Source organism: Allopusillimonas ginsengisoli (assembly GCF_004153455.1).
In the GTDB taxonomy this organism is placed as follows: Bacteria; Pseudomonadota; Gammaproteobacteria; order Burkholderiales; family Burkholderiaceae_B; genus Allopusillimonas; species Allopusillimonas ginsengisoli.
In genome coordinates this window covers 629,689-645,140 of record NZ_SDQE01000001.1, presented here as the reverse complement: position 1 = coordinate 645,140, position 15,452 = coordinate 629,689, and the positions used below count along the sequence as shown (strand labels likewise).

The window sequence follows — 15,452 nt, the reverse complement described above, 5'->3', positions numbered from 1 at the left end:
AAATGAAAATCAGCAATATAGAGGTATTTAAGGTGTCAATCCCTGTAAAGGGCGATTATCGCATGGCCACCGGGGTACATACCGCATTAGAAAGTCTTGTGATCAGGTTGATTAGCGACGATGGCATCGTAGGTATTGGGGAGGCTCATCAAGGAATAGCTGGATATACCTATGAAACTATCGACTCAATGTATGCCGTGGCACAGCACACCTTTCGTCCGGCACTTATAGGGACTGATCTTGTGTCTATAGAAGAGTTTCATTCGCGCATGGAGTTTATCCGGATAGGAAATCCGTTCGTAAAGAGTGCGTTTGAAACGGCGGCATATGATCTTTTGGCGAAGCAGCGTGGCATTTCAATAGCTGAGATGTTAGGTGGGCCTGTGAGAAACCAAATACAACTTTCCGGTGGAATCGGTATTGACACTCCCGAAAGATTGGGTGGGAAACTTACTGAGCTAGTAGATAAAGGTTATAAGACCGTAAAAATAAAAATTGGAACAAATGACATACACAACGACATTGCGTGTGTGATCGCTGCGCGTAAAGCTATTGGGGATAACGTCAATTTAAGGGTTGACTGCAATTCTGGATATACGACGCCAGATGCAGTTACGGTGATTCGTGGAATTGCAGAATGTAATGTTGAACACCTTGAGCAACCTGTCTCTGCTCTTAATTTTCGTGGCTTAAGAAAATTGAGAAGCATGGGAGTCGTTCCCATACTAGCTGATGAAAGCGCATTTACCGTCGCGGATGTTATGCGATGCATTGAGCAGGATGCGGTAGACGCCGTAAAAATCAAAATCACCAAAGTCGGCGGATATATAAATGCACGTAGAATTATCGAGTTATGTCAAGCAGCAGATTTAAAAGTTATTCTTGGTCAAGGACTGTGTTCAAGCATTGAAGCATCAGCAGAAATGCAGCTCGCTTGTGCGTTTGCCCAAATCGATTCGGTAGGGGAAATGGTAGGCCCGGCCAAACTTTCTGGTGATTTGACTGATTCTCCTATCGACCTGAGTGAAGGCAAGTTGATACTGCCGCCTGGTTTCGGTATGGGCACAACGCTGAGTGAAGCCAAACTTAAACAATATAGTGTCTGAATATTCTAAGCGGTACGCAAAAAAGTTTCGGATTGCACAACTATTTAATAGTGTTTATAGGAAAAAGGCATTGATGATATCTATCGGATTTATGCCTGGAAAAACATATTTAAACGATCTTCCTGTCGCAAGGAAGAAGTAACCAAAATAAATTTCGACAATAATTAAAAATGCGTTCTAAAAGGAGGAGCAGAAAATGATTGCCAAATTTTTAACCTGTCATTTATTAAAAAAATCTACCAATTTCGGCTGTCTTTTTATATTATCCTGTGCTTTGTCAGGAGTTTTTCACAGCAGTGCAAGTGCGTTCGAACCTGATCGTGACGTTAGTATCATCGTAACCACCTCTGCAGGCGGAGGGAACGACATGATCAGTCGCACATTGGCCTCGGTAATTACTGATCTTAAACTGACTAAGTCGAATTTTGTGGTAGAAAATCGCCCAGGAGGCAGCAGCCTGGTGGGCATGCAGTACGCCGCCAAGCATAAAAACAATCCATACATATGGATCAACTTTGCGACTGCATTTTTCACTACCCCGATGCTGAATAAGTCTTCTGTGAGCTATAAGGACTTTATTCCCCTTGCCATGATTGCAGAAGAGCCTTGGATCATGGCTGTGCGTGCGGATTCTGATATCAAGAGTCTGAACGATATAAAAGCGGCAGGCTTCATGCTTTCGGGGACTGAAGGCATCATGGCGGGTCCGGCTCTATTGGCGCAACAAATTGGACAACATTTTAATATCGAAACTGCCGTTGTTCCTTTTTCTGGCCAAAGTGGTGTTGTTGCGGCTTTATTGGGAAAGCATATCGATGTGATGTTCGCCGTACCAACCGTGGCAATTCCTTTGATCGAAGCTGGTAAGTTGCGGCCATTGGCGGTTAGCTCCAAAGAAAGAATGTCCGCTTTACCAGAAATTCAATCACTGACAGAAGCTGGCTTGGACATCGTACTGTCACAGCCCCGTGGTTTTGCACTGCCACTTGGCGTATCCGAGGATGCGCGCGAGTATTGGGTGGAGATTATCAGAGAGGCAGTAATGAGCGAGCAATGGAAAAATCGATATTTGGATAAAACTCATCTGGATCCCGTTTTTATACATGGAGATGAGCTTAAAGACAAGCTGGAAGAAATAGACGAGAAGTTTTTGAATTTGATGAAAAAATAAACCTCATTTATTCGACAAATTTTTTTCCATCAAAGGTGGCTTCATGCCGAACATTAAGAATCCAGAACTATTGTTTAGCTTTTGTCTTTTGATAGCCGGTTTGTTGATTCTGCATTATTCTCTTTTTTACTTCATATTGTCTGATGACGAGTCGGGGCCAGGAATATTTCCATTTATCTCGGGGCTGTTAATACTTATATCCTCAGCAGTAAATATATGGAGCTCTTGGCGGGCCACCAGTTCTGAGGATTTAAATATAGAAGGTCGCAGCGATATAGGCTTGATTGCGATCATGGTTGCCTCGCTGATGTGTTTGGTGGCGATGGCGGAATCATTAGGTTTGTTTTTATGCACGATTATTATGATGATTGTTGTTGGCATCTGTTGTGCAGATAAAAAAATGAGATTTTATCGAAAAATCTGGCTGGCGTCTGTTTTAATAATATTTGGAGTAGTTACTCATTTGTTTTTCACATGGTTCCTTAACGTTCCGTTGCCAAAAGGAATATTGGCTTTTCCGGTGTGACAATGATTCTATTGCGTAAAGGACTATAAAATGACAGATTCAATTGCTCTCTTGACTTCTGGAATCTACGCAACCCTCACGACATGGCAGTATATGTTTGCGGTGATCGTCGGTTCATTGAGTGGCTTGATAATTGGGGTTTTGCCGGGTCTAGGGCCGGCGGCTGGGGTGGCCATTATGCTGCCTATAGTCTTGTCACTCGATCCAACTACTGCTCTCGCCATGCTTGCAGGTGTTTATTTTGGAGCAATGTACGGAGGAGCAATAACCGCTATTCTGCTCGGGATTCCTGGCGATGCTCCAGCTGTCATGACAGTATTGGACGGCCATCCTCTTGCCAAGAAGGGCGAAGCGGGCCGTGCACTGGGTATATCCATTATTGCCTCATTTATCGGTGGCATAGTTGGATTGGTGGGGTTGACTTTTTCAGCCCAAATTATTGCAAGTTATGCCCTGGCATTTGGCCCTTCTGAAATCACAGCGCTTATGGTATTTTCTCTTTCGCTGGTGAGTCTGCTTTCTTCTGACGCTCCCGCAAAGGGCTTTGCCGTTCTAGGTGTGGGCATCTGGCTAGGAACTATTGGGTTAGATGCCATTATAGGAACGCCTCGTTTCACATTTGGTACTGCGCACATGTTGGACGGTCTGGATTTCGCCGTTGTTGCAGTCGGGCTTTTCGGCGTCGGAGAAATGTTGTTCTCGATGCGTGAGCGTAGTTTGCCTGTTATACGCAGCACCTATAGCTATAGCTCAATGCGGCCACGGCTAAGTGACGTGTATGCTACTAAAAAAGCACTTTCCTTGGGCTCAGCCATTGGCTTTTTTATTGGTGTACTGCCTGGTGTTGGAGCGACCGCATCCACAATGGTGAGCTATGCCACTGCAAAGAAGTTTTCAAGTGAGCCAGAGAAGTTTGGCCATGGGGCACCGGAAGGCATTGCCGCTCCAGAATCAGCTAATAACAGTGCTGCCTATGGATCAATGGTTACATTGTTCACACTGGGGATTCCCGGTTCAGCGACTACAGCAGTTCTCCTGGCGGGTCTTGTAATGCTTGGATTACAGCCAGGCCCGCTACTGTTTCAGCAACATGGGGAACTGGTTTGGACGCTATTTGGAACCTTTTATGTTGGCAATGTGGTTCTGTTGATTATGACTGCTGCATTAGTCCCGCTGCTAGCAGCAGCTATTTTTACCCCGCGTATGTATCTTTATCCAATCGTGTTGTGCATTATTGTGTATGGCGTCTATAGCATAAATTATTCTACATTTGATTTGTTGATGGTTGTCGTATTTGGCGTGGTCGGCTATCTTATGAAAACCGCTAACTTCCCTTTGGCCCCGCTTGTGCTGGGATTGATCTTAGGGCCCATTCTCGAAGTTAATATTCGGCGTACACTGGTTGCTACGCGTGGGGATTGGACTGCTTTTATCAATAGCCCTATATCATTCACTGTCTACGCACTCACCTTGTTGCTTATATTAACGCCTCTCTTTAAAAGTATAATTGGGCTCTTACCGAATAAGCGTACTATTATCGAATAAGGCAGGCTATGATGTAGTTTCCTGGCAGGCAGTTTTTGCGCCTGCCGGGCTGGATCCCGAAATTCGCGATCACCTGAACTCAGCCATTCAAGACATTTTCAAGCAGCCGGATGTCATCGAGCGAATGGCTGGATTGGGCGTCAATATTATAGCGAGCACTCCCGAGCAGCTCGCGACCTTTCAGGACGCCGAACTGAAGAAATGGGCGACGGTCATCAAAAACGGCAACGTCAGGCTGGATTGAGGCGGGGTAGGAAAAAAAGCAGCGACGGGCGGCCCGAGAATTTTTTTTGCAGGCGCGTGTGTCCCGCTTCGCATTTGAGTAGAAGATCAATCAGACATCGGGCTGATGGAATACGAATTACCGTCAGGCTAACGCCGCAATCACTGCCTCGGGATTGTGGTCAATAACATTGAGTAGTACCAGCGCGGGGCCGCGAGGCGTACGATCGCCTCGTTCCCAATGCCGTAGCGTGGCAGTGGAGAAACCGAAACGGGCAGAAAACTGCTCCTGAGTCATGCCAACCTTGGCTCGCACTGCCTTCACATCGACGGGGCGAGGACGGTGCACACGCACACCATGTTCATCACCTTTTGCGTGGGCGATAGCCTCTTGCAGGCCTTGCTTGATCCTTTCAAATGGAGTGCTCATGACTGTCGTCCCTTCCAAATATCTACGAGTATGTCGACCAAAGCGGCCAACGCGTTGGACTCAGTCTTCGCGATTTTCGTATTCCGCCTGTGCCTTCAATGATGTCCCCAGCTTTTGGGTGTTGGGCCAGAAAATCGATTAGATTGCGGCGTTCGTTCTCGCCCAGTAGCTTGTCTGCCAACTTAATGTACGTGGGCAATTCTGCAATACTATGCACGGCTTATTGTAATCCAATGGATTAGGTTCATCAAGAATGGCGCAACTTCGCGTTGGCGCTGGCTTCGCAACCAATTTATCTAAACTCATTCGTTTTGTGCTTTTCCGTGAACACATTTATCCACGGGTAAGTTGCGCCCCTGTGAGATTTGACAGGATGACTTTGCCGCATTCAGGTGAATATCTAGTGGGCGGGCCCCGTTGTTCGAGAGCACAGAGAGCGTGATCTGCATACAAATCGCATCCCCATCCTACCGGGAAAACATCTCCGCCAGCGCGTCCAGCACCATCTGCACTGGTGCCCCACGATTGCTTTCCTTGCGAACCAACACCTGCATGTTGCCGAAATGAACCCGCGTATCCACCGGCAAAATGCGAAGGTGCCCTTGGTCCTGAAAATACTCGGCGATCACGCCTGGCAGCGCGCTGACCCAGGGGTGGGTATTGATCAACTGGATATTGGTGTGGACTGCATTTGACTGTATATATCGTGCTGGACGCCCGGTGCCCATACGATCGAACATTTCGTCCATGCGGTCGCTCATCACTGTTCCGGCGATGGGCAAGATCCACATGCATGCAGCAAGGTCAGAGGGAGAAAGCTGCCGCCGGCGTGCGAAAGGATTGCCTGTGCCGCACACGATGGAAACGGGATCTTCATGCAGAAAACGTCCCTCGACTTGATTGGAGTCGATACGGGAAGTTGTGCGGCCAATGACGCAATCCAGACGTCGGTCGAGCAGTCCATCAAGCAGATCGTGCAACAGGCCTTCATGAATGCTTATGTCTAGGTCAGGGGCTTTGGCCAGAAGCGTGCTAACCAATTGTGGCGCGATATGAATGGATGCGGAAGGTAGCACGCCAAGACGCAGCACTCGTTGGTGTCGCAACTGCAGCGCCTTTAGATCGTTCGCCAATCGATCGGCGGCTCCGGCGAGGTTCTTTGCATGAGCGATCACCAGCTCGCCGATGGCGGTAGGACGCGTGCCGGTACCCGTACGCTCGAATAGTGTTTGACCGATTTGCTCTTCGAGTTGAGCCAGCGACTTGGATGCCGCAGGCTGACTCATATTGAGCGCTTCGGCTGTTCTCCCCAGATGCCCGGTGCGATCCAGGGAGAGCAGCAAAGTGATATGCCTGGGTTTCAAATGCTGGCTAAGCATGTGAGGGGCCTTTTACACGGCTGGTTATTGAGGTGTGGATCGAATTCCATGACCGGACCTCACTCTGGAGGATAACCAAATAGTTATCAAGGTTGATTTTTAATTCATTTTACATCAACCCGCTGCACTGGCAGACTAAGCTAATTCAAGAAAAGGCGTATGTCCATTGCTGGGCGCCGCCAGATTCCGGAGACAACCATGCCGCAGATGCTTTCCTCACTATTATGTGGACTCGTTGCTGTTTTGACGGCGATCCCAGTGTCAGCTCAGAATCACTACCCAGATAAGCCTATCTCCATCATCGTGCCGTTTGCGCCGGGCGGCGCGACCGATGTCACGGCACGTATGTTGGCAGAACAGATAAGCCAGGATACGGGGTACCAGCTTATTGTGGAGAACAAGGGCGGCGCAGGCGGCGGCATTGCCGCAAGCCAAGTGGCACGTGCTGCACCCGATGGTTATACGGTGCTATTTGGAACTTCCAACACAAACGGCATCAATAGCTTTATCTACAAGCTGAACTACGATCCGGTCAAAAGCTTTGAGCCTGTCGGTCTCGTGGCGGAAAACGTTGTGGTGCTGCTGGCTAATGCCTCCTTTCCAGCAGACACGCTGGAGCAGGCCATCGCGTTGATCAAAAAATCACCCGACGAATACAGCTATGCTTCTCCTGGTCTCGGAACAGTGCATAACTTGTCAATGGAGTTGCTGAAGAAGGCAGAGGGTCTGGACCTCATGCATGTTCCATACAAAGGGGCGGGGCCGGCCATGATTGATTTGGTTGCGGGTACGGTGCCGCTGATGATAGGTGGTATTGCGCCAGCCAAATCGTTTATCGCGTCGGGCAAGGTAAAGGTTCTGGCTGTGGCCAATGAACGAAAATTTGAAGGCCTGCCGGCAGACGCGCAGTATTTTTCTGATGTGGTGCCACAGGCCGCGGTCAGCTCCTGGATGGGGCTGTTCATGCCAGCGGGTACGCCGCCGGATCGGGTTGAGACCCTGAGTAAGGCCTTACAGAAGGCATTGCAGTCGCCCAAGCTGCAGGAGACGTTGCAAGTGCAGGGAATGCAAGCCGAATACATGGGCCCGAAAGCGTTTTCAGACAAGGTGGGCAGCGACATGGACTTCTGGAAGCAGGCTGTCGAGACCACCGGTCTTGAATCTCACTAAGCGGCAACCCTATGCAAAAAGATAGCGTCAATTTTCTTTTGATCATTACAGATCAACAACGGGCGGATCACGTTGGCTGTTACGGGAACGATGTGGTACAGACCCCGCACCTGGACGCGTTGGCGCGTACGGGCTGGCGCGCAGGCAACATGCACGTGGCGACTCCCATCTGCATGCCGAACCGGGCCAGTCTCATGACAGGCCGGTATCCTTCCACGCATGGTGCACGGCACAACGGTATCTCGTTGTCGCTGCGCTCGTCTACCTTTGTCGATACCCTGCGCCAAGCGGGCTATCGCACGGCGCTAGTGGGCAAGGCTCACTTGCAGAACATGACTGATATCGCACCCAGTTGGCCCGTGCGCGCGGAGGACCGACTGCCAGCCGAGGCACGCGAGCCAGACGCCGGCAATTACGATCAGGAAAAGCGACAGCTTTGGTTGGGCAGAGACGACTACGATCTGGACTTGCCCTACTACGGCTTCGAGCAAGCGCGACTGGTGGATGATCATAGCGATGATGTCCACGGGCATTATCGCTACTGGCTACGTGAACATCACCCCGACGTTGAGCAATGCATCGGTCCGCAAGCAGCAATTCCAGCGCCCGCGTATGAGTTGACACGCATACGGCAGGCCTGGCGTACGCGGGTGCCAGAGGATCTGTATCCGACCGCCTACATCGGCAATGAAACCATACGTTGTCTAGCGCAGTTTTCCCGGCAGGACGCGCCTTTCTTTCTGCAGTGCTCTTTTCCCGATCCCCACCACCCATTTACCCCGCCCGGTCAGTATTGGGATATGTATCGCCCTGAAGACATGCGACTGCCGGCGTCGTTTGACTCGCCGCATTCACCGCCACCGCATGTGCAATGGCTGCGCGACAAGCGTGACGATGGCACGGCAGTACGCCACACGCCTGCGATCTTTGCGTGTACCGCTCGGGAAGCGCAAGAAGCGATCGCGCTGAACTATGGCTCGATCTCGAATATCGATCATCAAGTCGGGAGGGTGCTGGCGGCATTGAAGGAACACGGGCTGGATCGCAACACGGTAGTGATCTTCACCAGCGACCATGGCGACTACCTGGGTGATCATCAACTCTTGCTCAAAGGCCCGATCCATTATCGCGGCCTGACCCGTGTGCCATTCATTTGGCGTGACCCCGCGGGCGCGCCTGCAGCGCATGGCAACGAGCAGGCATTAGTGAGCACCATTGATATTGCGCCCACCATTCTCGAAAGGGCGGGTGTGAAGCCTTTCAATGGCATGCAGGGGCGTAACCTGCTGCCGTTGCTTCAAGGCGAAAGCGGTCACGTGCGTGACGCTTTAATGATTGAAGAGGAGGGGCAGCGCGTGATATTGGGATTCGACAGCCGCATACGCTGCCGCACGCTGTTGATGGGCGGCTGGCGCCTGACCATTTACGATGGGGCCAAATGGGGCGAGCTATACGATCTGAACGAAGACCCCCATGAACTGCGCAATATGTGGGCAGATGCGGCGGCGCGTGCCATGAAGGCGGGCATGCTTGAGCGATTGGCCTACCTGATGCTCGAGCATGTGGATACGTCGCCGTACCCTACAGCGTTGGCATGATAGCCTAATTCACCTTGGTGGCACCTTGATCAGCCAATATATTGGCCGCCTTGGCGTACCGGACGTACCGATACCCATACCACAGCATCAACACCCCCAGGCCAAGTGCAGGGATCAGCAGCACGGACAACAGCACAAATATTGCCAATAGCAGCCGATTGCTTTGGTAATAGTAGGTTTGGCCATCTCCTACCCGGATGCCGATCAAACGATTATCCTGCAGGTACAGCACGGATGCTTCCTGAGTGCGTGTAGCCCGCACAAGATATCTGATTAATCGCTTGGGTACAGCCACATCGGGGACCGCCTGGTCCCCGATTTCTATGACAGTGTAGGTCACTACCCTTGGGCTGACGCGGGTGTAACCCAGCATTGCGACAACACCCTGAACTGACTTCATGCCTTACTCCAGAAATGCATTGCGCGGTAGTTGGGTATAGAACTTCCAATGCCCGACTATCAGCGTGAGGAAAAGGTGACCTAAGGCCTATTTGACAGTAGATAGTGTGAAAATTGAGTGAAAATTCGTCACGAAGCTGTAGGCGTATTTATCAGCGGCGTAACGTGGTTCCTCTGCCGTCGACACATACGTCAAGTCGCAGCACGTGTTGGGGGCCGCCCAGCGCGATAATTATCGTCGCGCGCACTGAGTAATATGCGGCGAAGACACCTAGCCGACGAATTGCTTCTTACGGTCTAAAACCGCCCGCGATCGCGAACTTAAAGGTGAATGTAATCAGCGCTTGATCGGTGAAGGGAATAGCCTATGGCGTCTGCGTGTTTTCAGCTTGTGGTTTGCTACCTGTGAACTTTGGCATTGAGACTTGATTCGCCGGGTTTATGTCTCTTCTACCGATAACTTTTTTAATGGTGCGTGCAAGTATTTTTAGGTCTAGCCAAAAAGTATGATGGTCTACATACCAAACATCCATCTGGAATTTTTCATCCCAGCTCAGCGAATTGCGACCGTTGACTTGCGCCCATCCTGTTATGCCTGGCCGAACTTCATGGCGTCGATGTTGAGTAGGGCTGTACAGTGGGAGATATTCTGATAAAAGTGGGCGTGGCCCTACTAAACTCATTTCTCCCTTCAGCACATTCCAAAGTTCGGGTAGCTCGTCTAGGCTAGTTGAGCGTAGAAAAATACCGAAAGGCGTCAACCGCTCAGCATCCGATACCATCAGTTCTTGAGGTTCGCGCATGCTGCGGAACTTGATCATTTCAAACATCTGCCCTTTGAGTCCTGGGCGCATTTGACGAAACAGTACCGGGCTGCCCAGGTTGCGTCGAACCTTGTAAGCCAAGACAAGGAAAACGGGTGCGAGAAGCAACAGTGCGCCAGCGGCAACTATCACATCAAATAGACGTTTGGCCATTCAATGACTCGCCTCCCTCTGCACTGTACGTGTTTGATCTACGCTTATAGAGTTCCGAGCTCTATCAGCCGGAGGATTACAGTGATAGCCGATTTACTGAAATGTTGGAACTATGCAGTTGGCAGGAGTAGGCTAATTTGCCGATAGCCTAAAGGCGTAAATCAGCCTCTTGTGGCGACAACGCATACTTCAAGTCGTACAGCACATGTTCAGGCTTGCCCAGCGCGCGGATCGCCGCCGCGCCCATCTGCACGAACTGGTGATGCGAGACGGCCAGGATGATGGCGTCGTAGGCGCCATCGGCCGGCTTGTCGATGGGCGTGATGCCGTACTCGTTCTGGGCTTCCTGGGCCTCGACCCACGGATCGTACACATCGACCTCAATGTTGTATTCGCCCAGTTCCTTGACAATGTCCACCACCCGCGTGTTGCGCAGGTCCGGGCAGTTCTCCTTGAAGGTCAGCCCCATGACCAGCACCCGCGAGCCCTGCACCTGGATGCAGCGCATCGTCATGGCCTTGACCAGTTGCGAGACCACATATCCGCCCATCGAGTCATTGAGCCGGCGACCGGCCAGGATGATCTCCGGGTGGTAGCCGATGGACTGCGCCTTGTGCGTCAGGTAGTACGGATCCACGCCTATGCAGTGCCCGCCCACCAGGCCTGGGCGAAACGGCAGAAAGTTCCACTTGGTGCCGGCCGCTTCGAGCACAGCCTGCGTATCGATGCCCATCCTGTTGAAGATCAGCGCCAGCTCATTGATCAGCGCTATGTTCACATCGCGCTGGGTGTTCTCGATGACCTTGGCCGCCTCGGCCACGCGGATGGACGGCGCCTTGTGGGTGCCGGCCACGATGATTTCACTGTACAGCGCATTGACCAGGTCGGCCACCTCGGGCGTGGAGCCGGAGGTGACTTTCTTGATGGTGGACACCCGATGCTCTTTATCGCCCGGATTGATGCGCTCGGGGCTGTAGCCGGCAAAGAAGTCTTCGTTAAAGCGCAGGCCCGAGATGCGCTCGAGCACCGGCACGCAGTCTTCTTCGGTCGCACCCGGATAGACCGTGGATTCGTAGATGACGATGTCGCCGCGCTTGAGGATCTTGCCGATGGTTTCGCTGGCGCGGATCAAAGGGGTCAGATCGGGCTGCTTGTATTCGTCGATCGGCGTGGGAACGGTCACGATGAAGACGTTGGCCTGGGCCAGGTCTGCCGCTTTACAGCTGAACGTCAATTGAGGCGCATCGGCGAGCTCTTCTGCGCTCAGTTCCAGCGTGCTATCTTCGCCGCTCTTTAACTGTTCAACCCGGCGGGTATTGATATCAAAGCCCAGCACAGGGCGTTTCTTGGAAAATTCCACTGCCAGTGGCAGGCCTACATAACCAAGGCCAACAACGGATAGGTTCACGTCTTCGATCTGCAAGTAAATCTCCTGCGAAAAATTGTGTTCAGTATGCTGTGCCGGCCAGAAGATGGCCAAAGAAAGATCTAACGATCAACGCTCAGGGTGCGTCAGGAGTCAGGCCCAAACCTGGATCGTTCTTCTCGATGCGCTCGTTGCGAGCGTTGGCCCGGGGGCGGGGCAAGGTAGTTGGAACATGGCCTGACTGCGTAGCATCAGTGTGTTCTATGCTGTCATTGGCCTCGAGACTGTCGCGGGTATTTCCGTCACTGGATGCGGTAAGAAGAGACTGAGGAGTACCTGAAGAAATCTTTTGTTGGTAAATCCAGTCGTCAATTTGCTCGCCGCCCTTGTAGCCATCGACCAGCATGAAAAACAGCTGGCGGATACGTGGATAATCTTCGCTTTTGATAGCATTCCAAAGCTTGGTCAATGCTGCGGTCAGCTCATCCCACTCAAAGCGCTTTTCATTGGCACGCATGATCATCTGATGTGCTGTTGGGGTGACGTTATCGCCGATCAGTAGCTCTTCGTACAGCTTTTCACCAGGGCGCAAGCCTGTATATTCGATTTCGATGTCGCCGTCGATATTGGTATCAGAGCGGACGCTCAGCCCGGATAGCTGGATCATTTTCTCGGCAAGCTGGGCGATTTTTACGGGCTCACCCATATCCAGCACAAACACGTCACCCCCCTGACCCATGGAGCCAGCCTGGATAACCAGTTGGGCGGCCTCGGGTATCGTCATGAAGTAGCGAGTGATGTCGGGGTGGGTGACCGTTACCGGCCCGCCGTGGCGGATTTGTTTGCGAAAGAGTGGAATCACCGAGCCCGAAGATCCCAACACATTTCCGAAACGCACCATGGTAAAGCGTGTGCGGTTCTCGACCTTTCTATCAGTGCCGAACAGTGTGGGTTGTTTTTCTTCTGCCAGGGCCTGTAGCACCAATTCTGCCATGCGCTTGGTACCACCCATGACGTTGGTGGGGCGTACCGCTTTGTCGGTGGAAATCAGCACGAAATTGCTTACGCCGGCACGCATGGCCGCCTGGGCAGCGTATAGGGTGCCGAAGGTGTTGTTGACGATGCCTTCGGCCATGTTTCGTTCCACCATCGGCACATGCTTGTAGGCTGCCGCGTGATACACCGTATCAACTTTCCAGGCATTCATCACATCGTGAAGGCGAGTTTGGTTGCGAACCGAACCCAATACAGGAAGTACGCGTGTGGGCAGATGGTTGTCGCGGACGTAGCTTTCCAGTTCCTGATGAATGGCGTATAAGCCAAACTCAGAGTGCTCATAGAGGAGCAGGGTCCTCGGGTCGCTGCGCAGGATCTGGCGGCACAGTTCTGATCCGATGGAGCCTCCCGCGCCCGTTACCATCACCACCTGTCCGCTGATGCAGCGGCCAAAGAGCGCTTCATTCGGCGGGACCGAATCGCGGCCCAGCAGATCGTCCACCTCCACTTCGCGCAGATACTCTACCTTGACGCGACCACTGGCCAGGTCCATAAGCCCTGGCACAGTGCGTACGGGTACGGAGTAGGGGGCCAACATGTCGACAATCTCGCGGCGCCTTTTCCGCGTGGCGCGAGGTACTGCGAGCAGTATTTCGTGGGCGCCTGTATCGTGCAACATCTCTTTGATGTTCTCGGGCGCATAGACTTGCATGCCCATCAACAAGCGGCCAGTGAGCTGTGGATCATCGTCCAGAAATCCAACGGGTAGCATCTCTGAGCCGGCACGCAAGGCTTGCAGCAATTGACTGCCTGCAGCTCCCGCACCGTAAATGACCACGCGCTGTCGTTGATCCTTGCGCTTGTTGCCGGTGGGCAACAAGGGCAGGGCACGATGATGGCCGAACTGCATTTTGTTGAAGTAGCGTCGTATGGCCAGCCTGAGCCCGCCGATAAAGAGCAGGCAGAGTAGCCAATAGATGATTACCAGCGAGCGGGGTACCACAGCCTCGGCCTGACCGTACAGGTAAATCACCACTGCGAGCAGCGCAGAGGATAGGGTGACGACACGCCCGATCGTGGTCAGCGCCTGAGCGCCGATATAGCGCAGCACTGCACGATACATGCCAAAACGAATAAACAAGGGCAGTGAAACCATCGGCGCGGCGATAAATAGCCATGCATGCGCACCAAAAGGTTGCACGACACTGGCGTTATCGAGACGAATAAAGAAGGCTAGCCATAAGGCTAGCCAGATCAGCATGGTGTCGACAACAATCTGTAGTGCCCGTTTTCGTCCGCGCGGCAGCCCTAAAAGCCACTCGCGCATCGATAACTTGGGGTTATTGCTCGTGTTCATCCTTTACCTCTGCCTGAATTGCCAACTGCATCACTTCCGTTAATACCGTACACGTACGGGTGATTTCGGCTTGGGTCAGCGTTGGGTGTACCAGAAACATCATGGATGTTTCTCCCAGCTCTTTCGCGATAGGTAAACGTTCTGTTGGGCGCCATCCCGTATTGTCAAATGCCTTTTCCAGGTAAACCTCGGAACATGATCCCTGATAGCAGGGCACGCCGCGGGACGAAATCTCGCTCACGATGCGATCCCGGTTCCAGCCATCGGCGAGCTGAGACGGTTCGATAAATACATAGCACTTGTAGGCGGCATGTATGCTGCCCTCCGGCAGCACCGGGACACGCAAGCCAGCTAACCGGCGGGCTGTATCCCAGATGGCATTCGCATTGCTCACCCGTTGCTCGTGCCAGTCCGCCATCCGCTTCAGCTGAATGCGGCCGATAACAGCCTGCATTTCAAGCATGCGCCAGTTGGTGCCGAAACTCTCATGCAGCCAGCGGAAACCCGGCGGATGCTCGCGCTCGTACACGGCTTCCCAGCTTTTGCCGTGGTCTTTATAGGCCCACATCTTCTTCCACAGCTCGGCATCGTTAGTGGTTACCATGCCGCCTTCGCCGCCTGTGGTCATGATCTTATCCTGGCAGAAGGACCAGGCGCCGATATGACCGATGGAGCCCACCGACTTGCCTTTGTAGCGAGCGCCATGTGCCTGAGCACAATCCTCGATGACGAACAGGTTGTGTTCTTTCGCCAAATCCATGATGGGATCCATGTCGCACGGCCAGCCCGCCAGGTGGACGCAGATGATGGCCTTGGTGCGAGGCGTTAGCACGGCGCGGATAGTTTCCGCGGTAATGTTCTGGGAATCGCGGTCTACCTCTGCAAAAACGGGAACAGCACCGGCATTGATCACGCATGATACGGAAGCAAGAAAGGTGCGAGGCGTAACAACGACCTCAGCGCCAAGGCCGACGCCCAGCGCTTTGAGCGCAACATCCAGCGCAAGCGTGCCATTAGCCAACGCTACAGCATGGGTGCTGTCAGCCCAGGAAAAAAATTCTGTCTCAAATTGCCTGCATTCTTGCCCGGTCCAGTAATTGACCTTATTAGAAAGTACGACATCACGCACTGCTCTGGCTTCTTCGTCGGTGAAGGAAGGCCAAGGGGAGAAGGAAGTATTTAGCATAGTATTTACTCTAGCAACGAATGC

14 protein-coding genes are annotated in these 15,452 nt (G+C 52.3%); 7 read left to right on the top strand and 7 right to left on the bottom strand.

Going from position 1 to position 15,452, the window contains the following annotated elements:
* Positions 1-2: 2 nt before the first annotated feature.
* The 5 genes from ERE07_RS03270 (at position 3) to ERE07_RS22310 (ending at position 4,592) form a co-directional block, all read left to right on the top strand.
* Positions 3-1,106, top strand: a complete 1,104-nt coding sequence (locus ERE07_RS03270) for a mandelate racemase/muconate lactonizing enzyme family protein (protein WP_130007359.1) — start codon at positions 3-5, stop codon at positions 1,104-1,106.
* A gap of 196 nt (positions 1,107-1,302) precedes the next feature.
* Complete coding sequence (locus ERE07_RS03265; protein WP_130007358.1) at positions 1,303-2,277, top strand: tripartite tricarboxylate transporter substrate binding protein; 975 nt, start codon at positions 1,303-1,305, stop codon at positions 2,275-2,277.
* Positions 2,278-2,320: 43 nt separating this feature from the next.
* Positions 2,321-2,803, top strand: coding sequence for a tripartite tricarboxylate transporter TctB family protein (locus tag ERE07_RS03260; RefSeq protein ID WP_130007357.1), 483 nt, complete (start codon positions 2,321-2,323; stop codon positions 2,801-2,803).
* Between the two features lie 30 nt (positions 2,804-2,833).
* On the top strand, positions 2,834-4,348 hold the full coding sequence (locus tag ERE07_RS03255) for a tripartite tricarboxylate transporter permease (RefSeq protein WP_209021070.1): 1,515 nt from the start codon (positions 2,834-2,836) through the stop codon (positions 4,346-4,348).
* Positions 4,311-4,592: a tripartite tricarboxylate transporter substrate-binding protein gene (locus ERE07_RS22310; RefSeq protein WP_130007356.1), complete on the top strand. Its 282-nt coding sequence runs from the start codon at positions 4,311-4,313 to the stop codon at positions 4,590-4,592. The genes ERE07_RS03255 and ERE07_RS22310 overlap by 38 nt, the downstream gene beginning before the upstream one ends.
* 123 nt (positions 4,593-4,715) lie before the next feature.
* Here the strand turns inward: ERE07_RS22310 and ERE07_RS03245 are convergent, their stop codons facing one another.
* Together ERE07_RS03245 and ERE07_RS03235 are read right to left on the bottom strand one after the other, a co-directional pair.
* Positions 4,716-5,000, bottom strand: a complete 285-nt coding sequence (locus tag ERE07_RS03245) for a helix-turn-helix domain-containing protein (RefSeq protein ID WP_130007355.1) — start codon at positions 4,998-5,000, stop codon at positions 4,716-4,718.
* A 467-nt stretch (positions 5,001-5,467) separates the two neighbouring features.
* Positions 5,468-6,379, bottom strand: coding sequence for a LysR family transcriptional regulator (locus tag ERE07_RS03235; RefSeq protein ID WP_130007353.1), 912 nt, complete (start codon positions 6,377-6,379; stop codon positions 5,468-5,470).
* Positions 6,380-6,577: 198 nt separating this feature from the next.
* Here ERE07_RS03235 and ERE07_RS03230 point away from each other — a divergent pair, with 198 nt between their 5' ends.
* Positions 6,578-7,549 carry a Bug family tripartite tricarboxylate transporter substrate binding protein gene (locus ERE07_RS03230; protein ID WP_245153376.1) on the top strand — a complete coding sequence of 324 codons (972 nt, stop codon included), beginning with the start codon at positions 6,578-6,580 and terminating at the stop codon, positions 7,547-7,549.
* 11 nt (positions 7,550-7,560) lie between these two features.
* Positions 7,561-9,147, top strand: a complete 1,587-nt coding sequence (locus ERE07_RS03225) for a sulfatase family protein (protein WP_130007352.1) — start codon at positions 7,561-7,563, stop codon at positions 9,145-9,147.
* Positions 9,148-9,151: 4 nt separating this feature from the next.
* Here ERE07_RS03225 and ERE07_RS03220 read toward each other — a convergent pair whose 3' ends face one another.
* From ERE07_RS03220 to ERE07_RS03200, 5 genes are all read right to left on the bottom strand, one after another.
* Positions 9,152-9,547, bottom strand: coding sequence for a hypothetical protein (locus ERE07_RS03220; RefSeq protein WP_130007351.1), 396 nt, complete (start codon positions 9,545-9,547; stop codon positions 9,152-9,154).
* Between the two features lie 364 nt (positions 9,548-9,911).
* Positions 9,912-10,523, bottom strand: a complete 612-nt coding sequence (locus ERE07_RS03215) for a sugar transferase (RefSeq protein ID WP_130007350.1) — start codon at positions 10,521-10,523, stop codon at positions 9,912-9,914.
* Between the two features lie 148 nt (positions 10,524-10,671).
* Entirely contained in the window at positions 10,672-11,946 is a 1,275-nt protein-coding gene (gene tviB, locus ERE07_RS03210; protein ID WP_130007349.1) for a Vi polysaccharide biosynthesis UDP-N-acetylglucosamine C-6 dehydrogenase TviB, read from the bottom strand.
* 79 nt (positions 11,947-12,025) lie between these two features.
* Positions 12,026-14,242 carry a polysaccharide biosynthesis protein gene (locus ERE07_RS03205; protein ID WP_209021069.1) on the bottom strand — a complete coding sequence of 739 codons (2,217 nt, stop codon included), beginning with the start codon at positions 14,240-14,242 and terminating at the stop codon, positions 12,026-12,028.
* Positions 14,226-15,428, bottom strand: a complete 1,203-nt coding sequence (locus ERE07_RS03200; protein WP_130007348.1) for a DegT/DnrJ/EryC1/StrS family aminotransferase — start codon at positions 15,426-15,428, stop codon at positions 14,226-14,228. Before ERE07_RS03200 ends, ERE07_RS03205 begins: the two co-directional genes overlap by 17 nt.
* Positions 15,429-15,452: the final 24 nt, after the last annotated feature.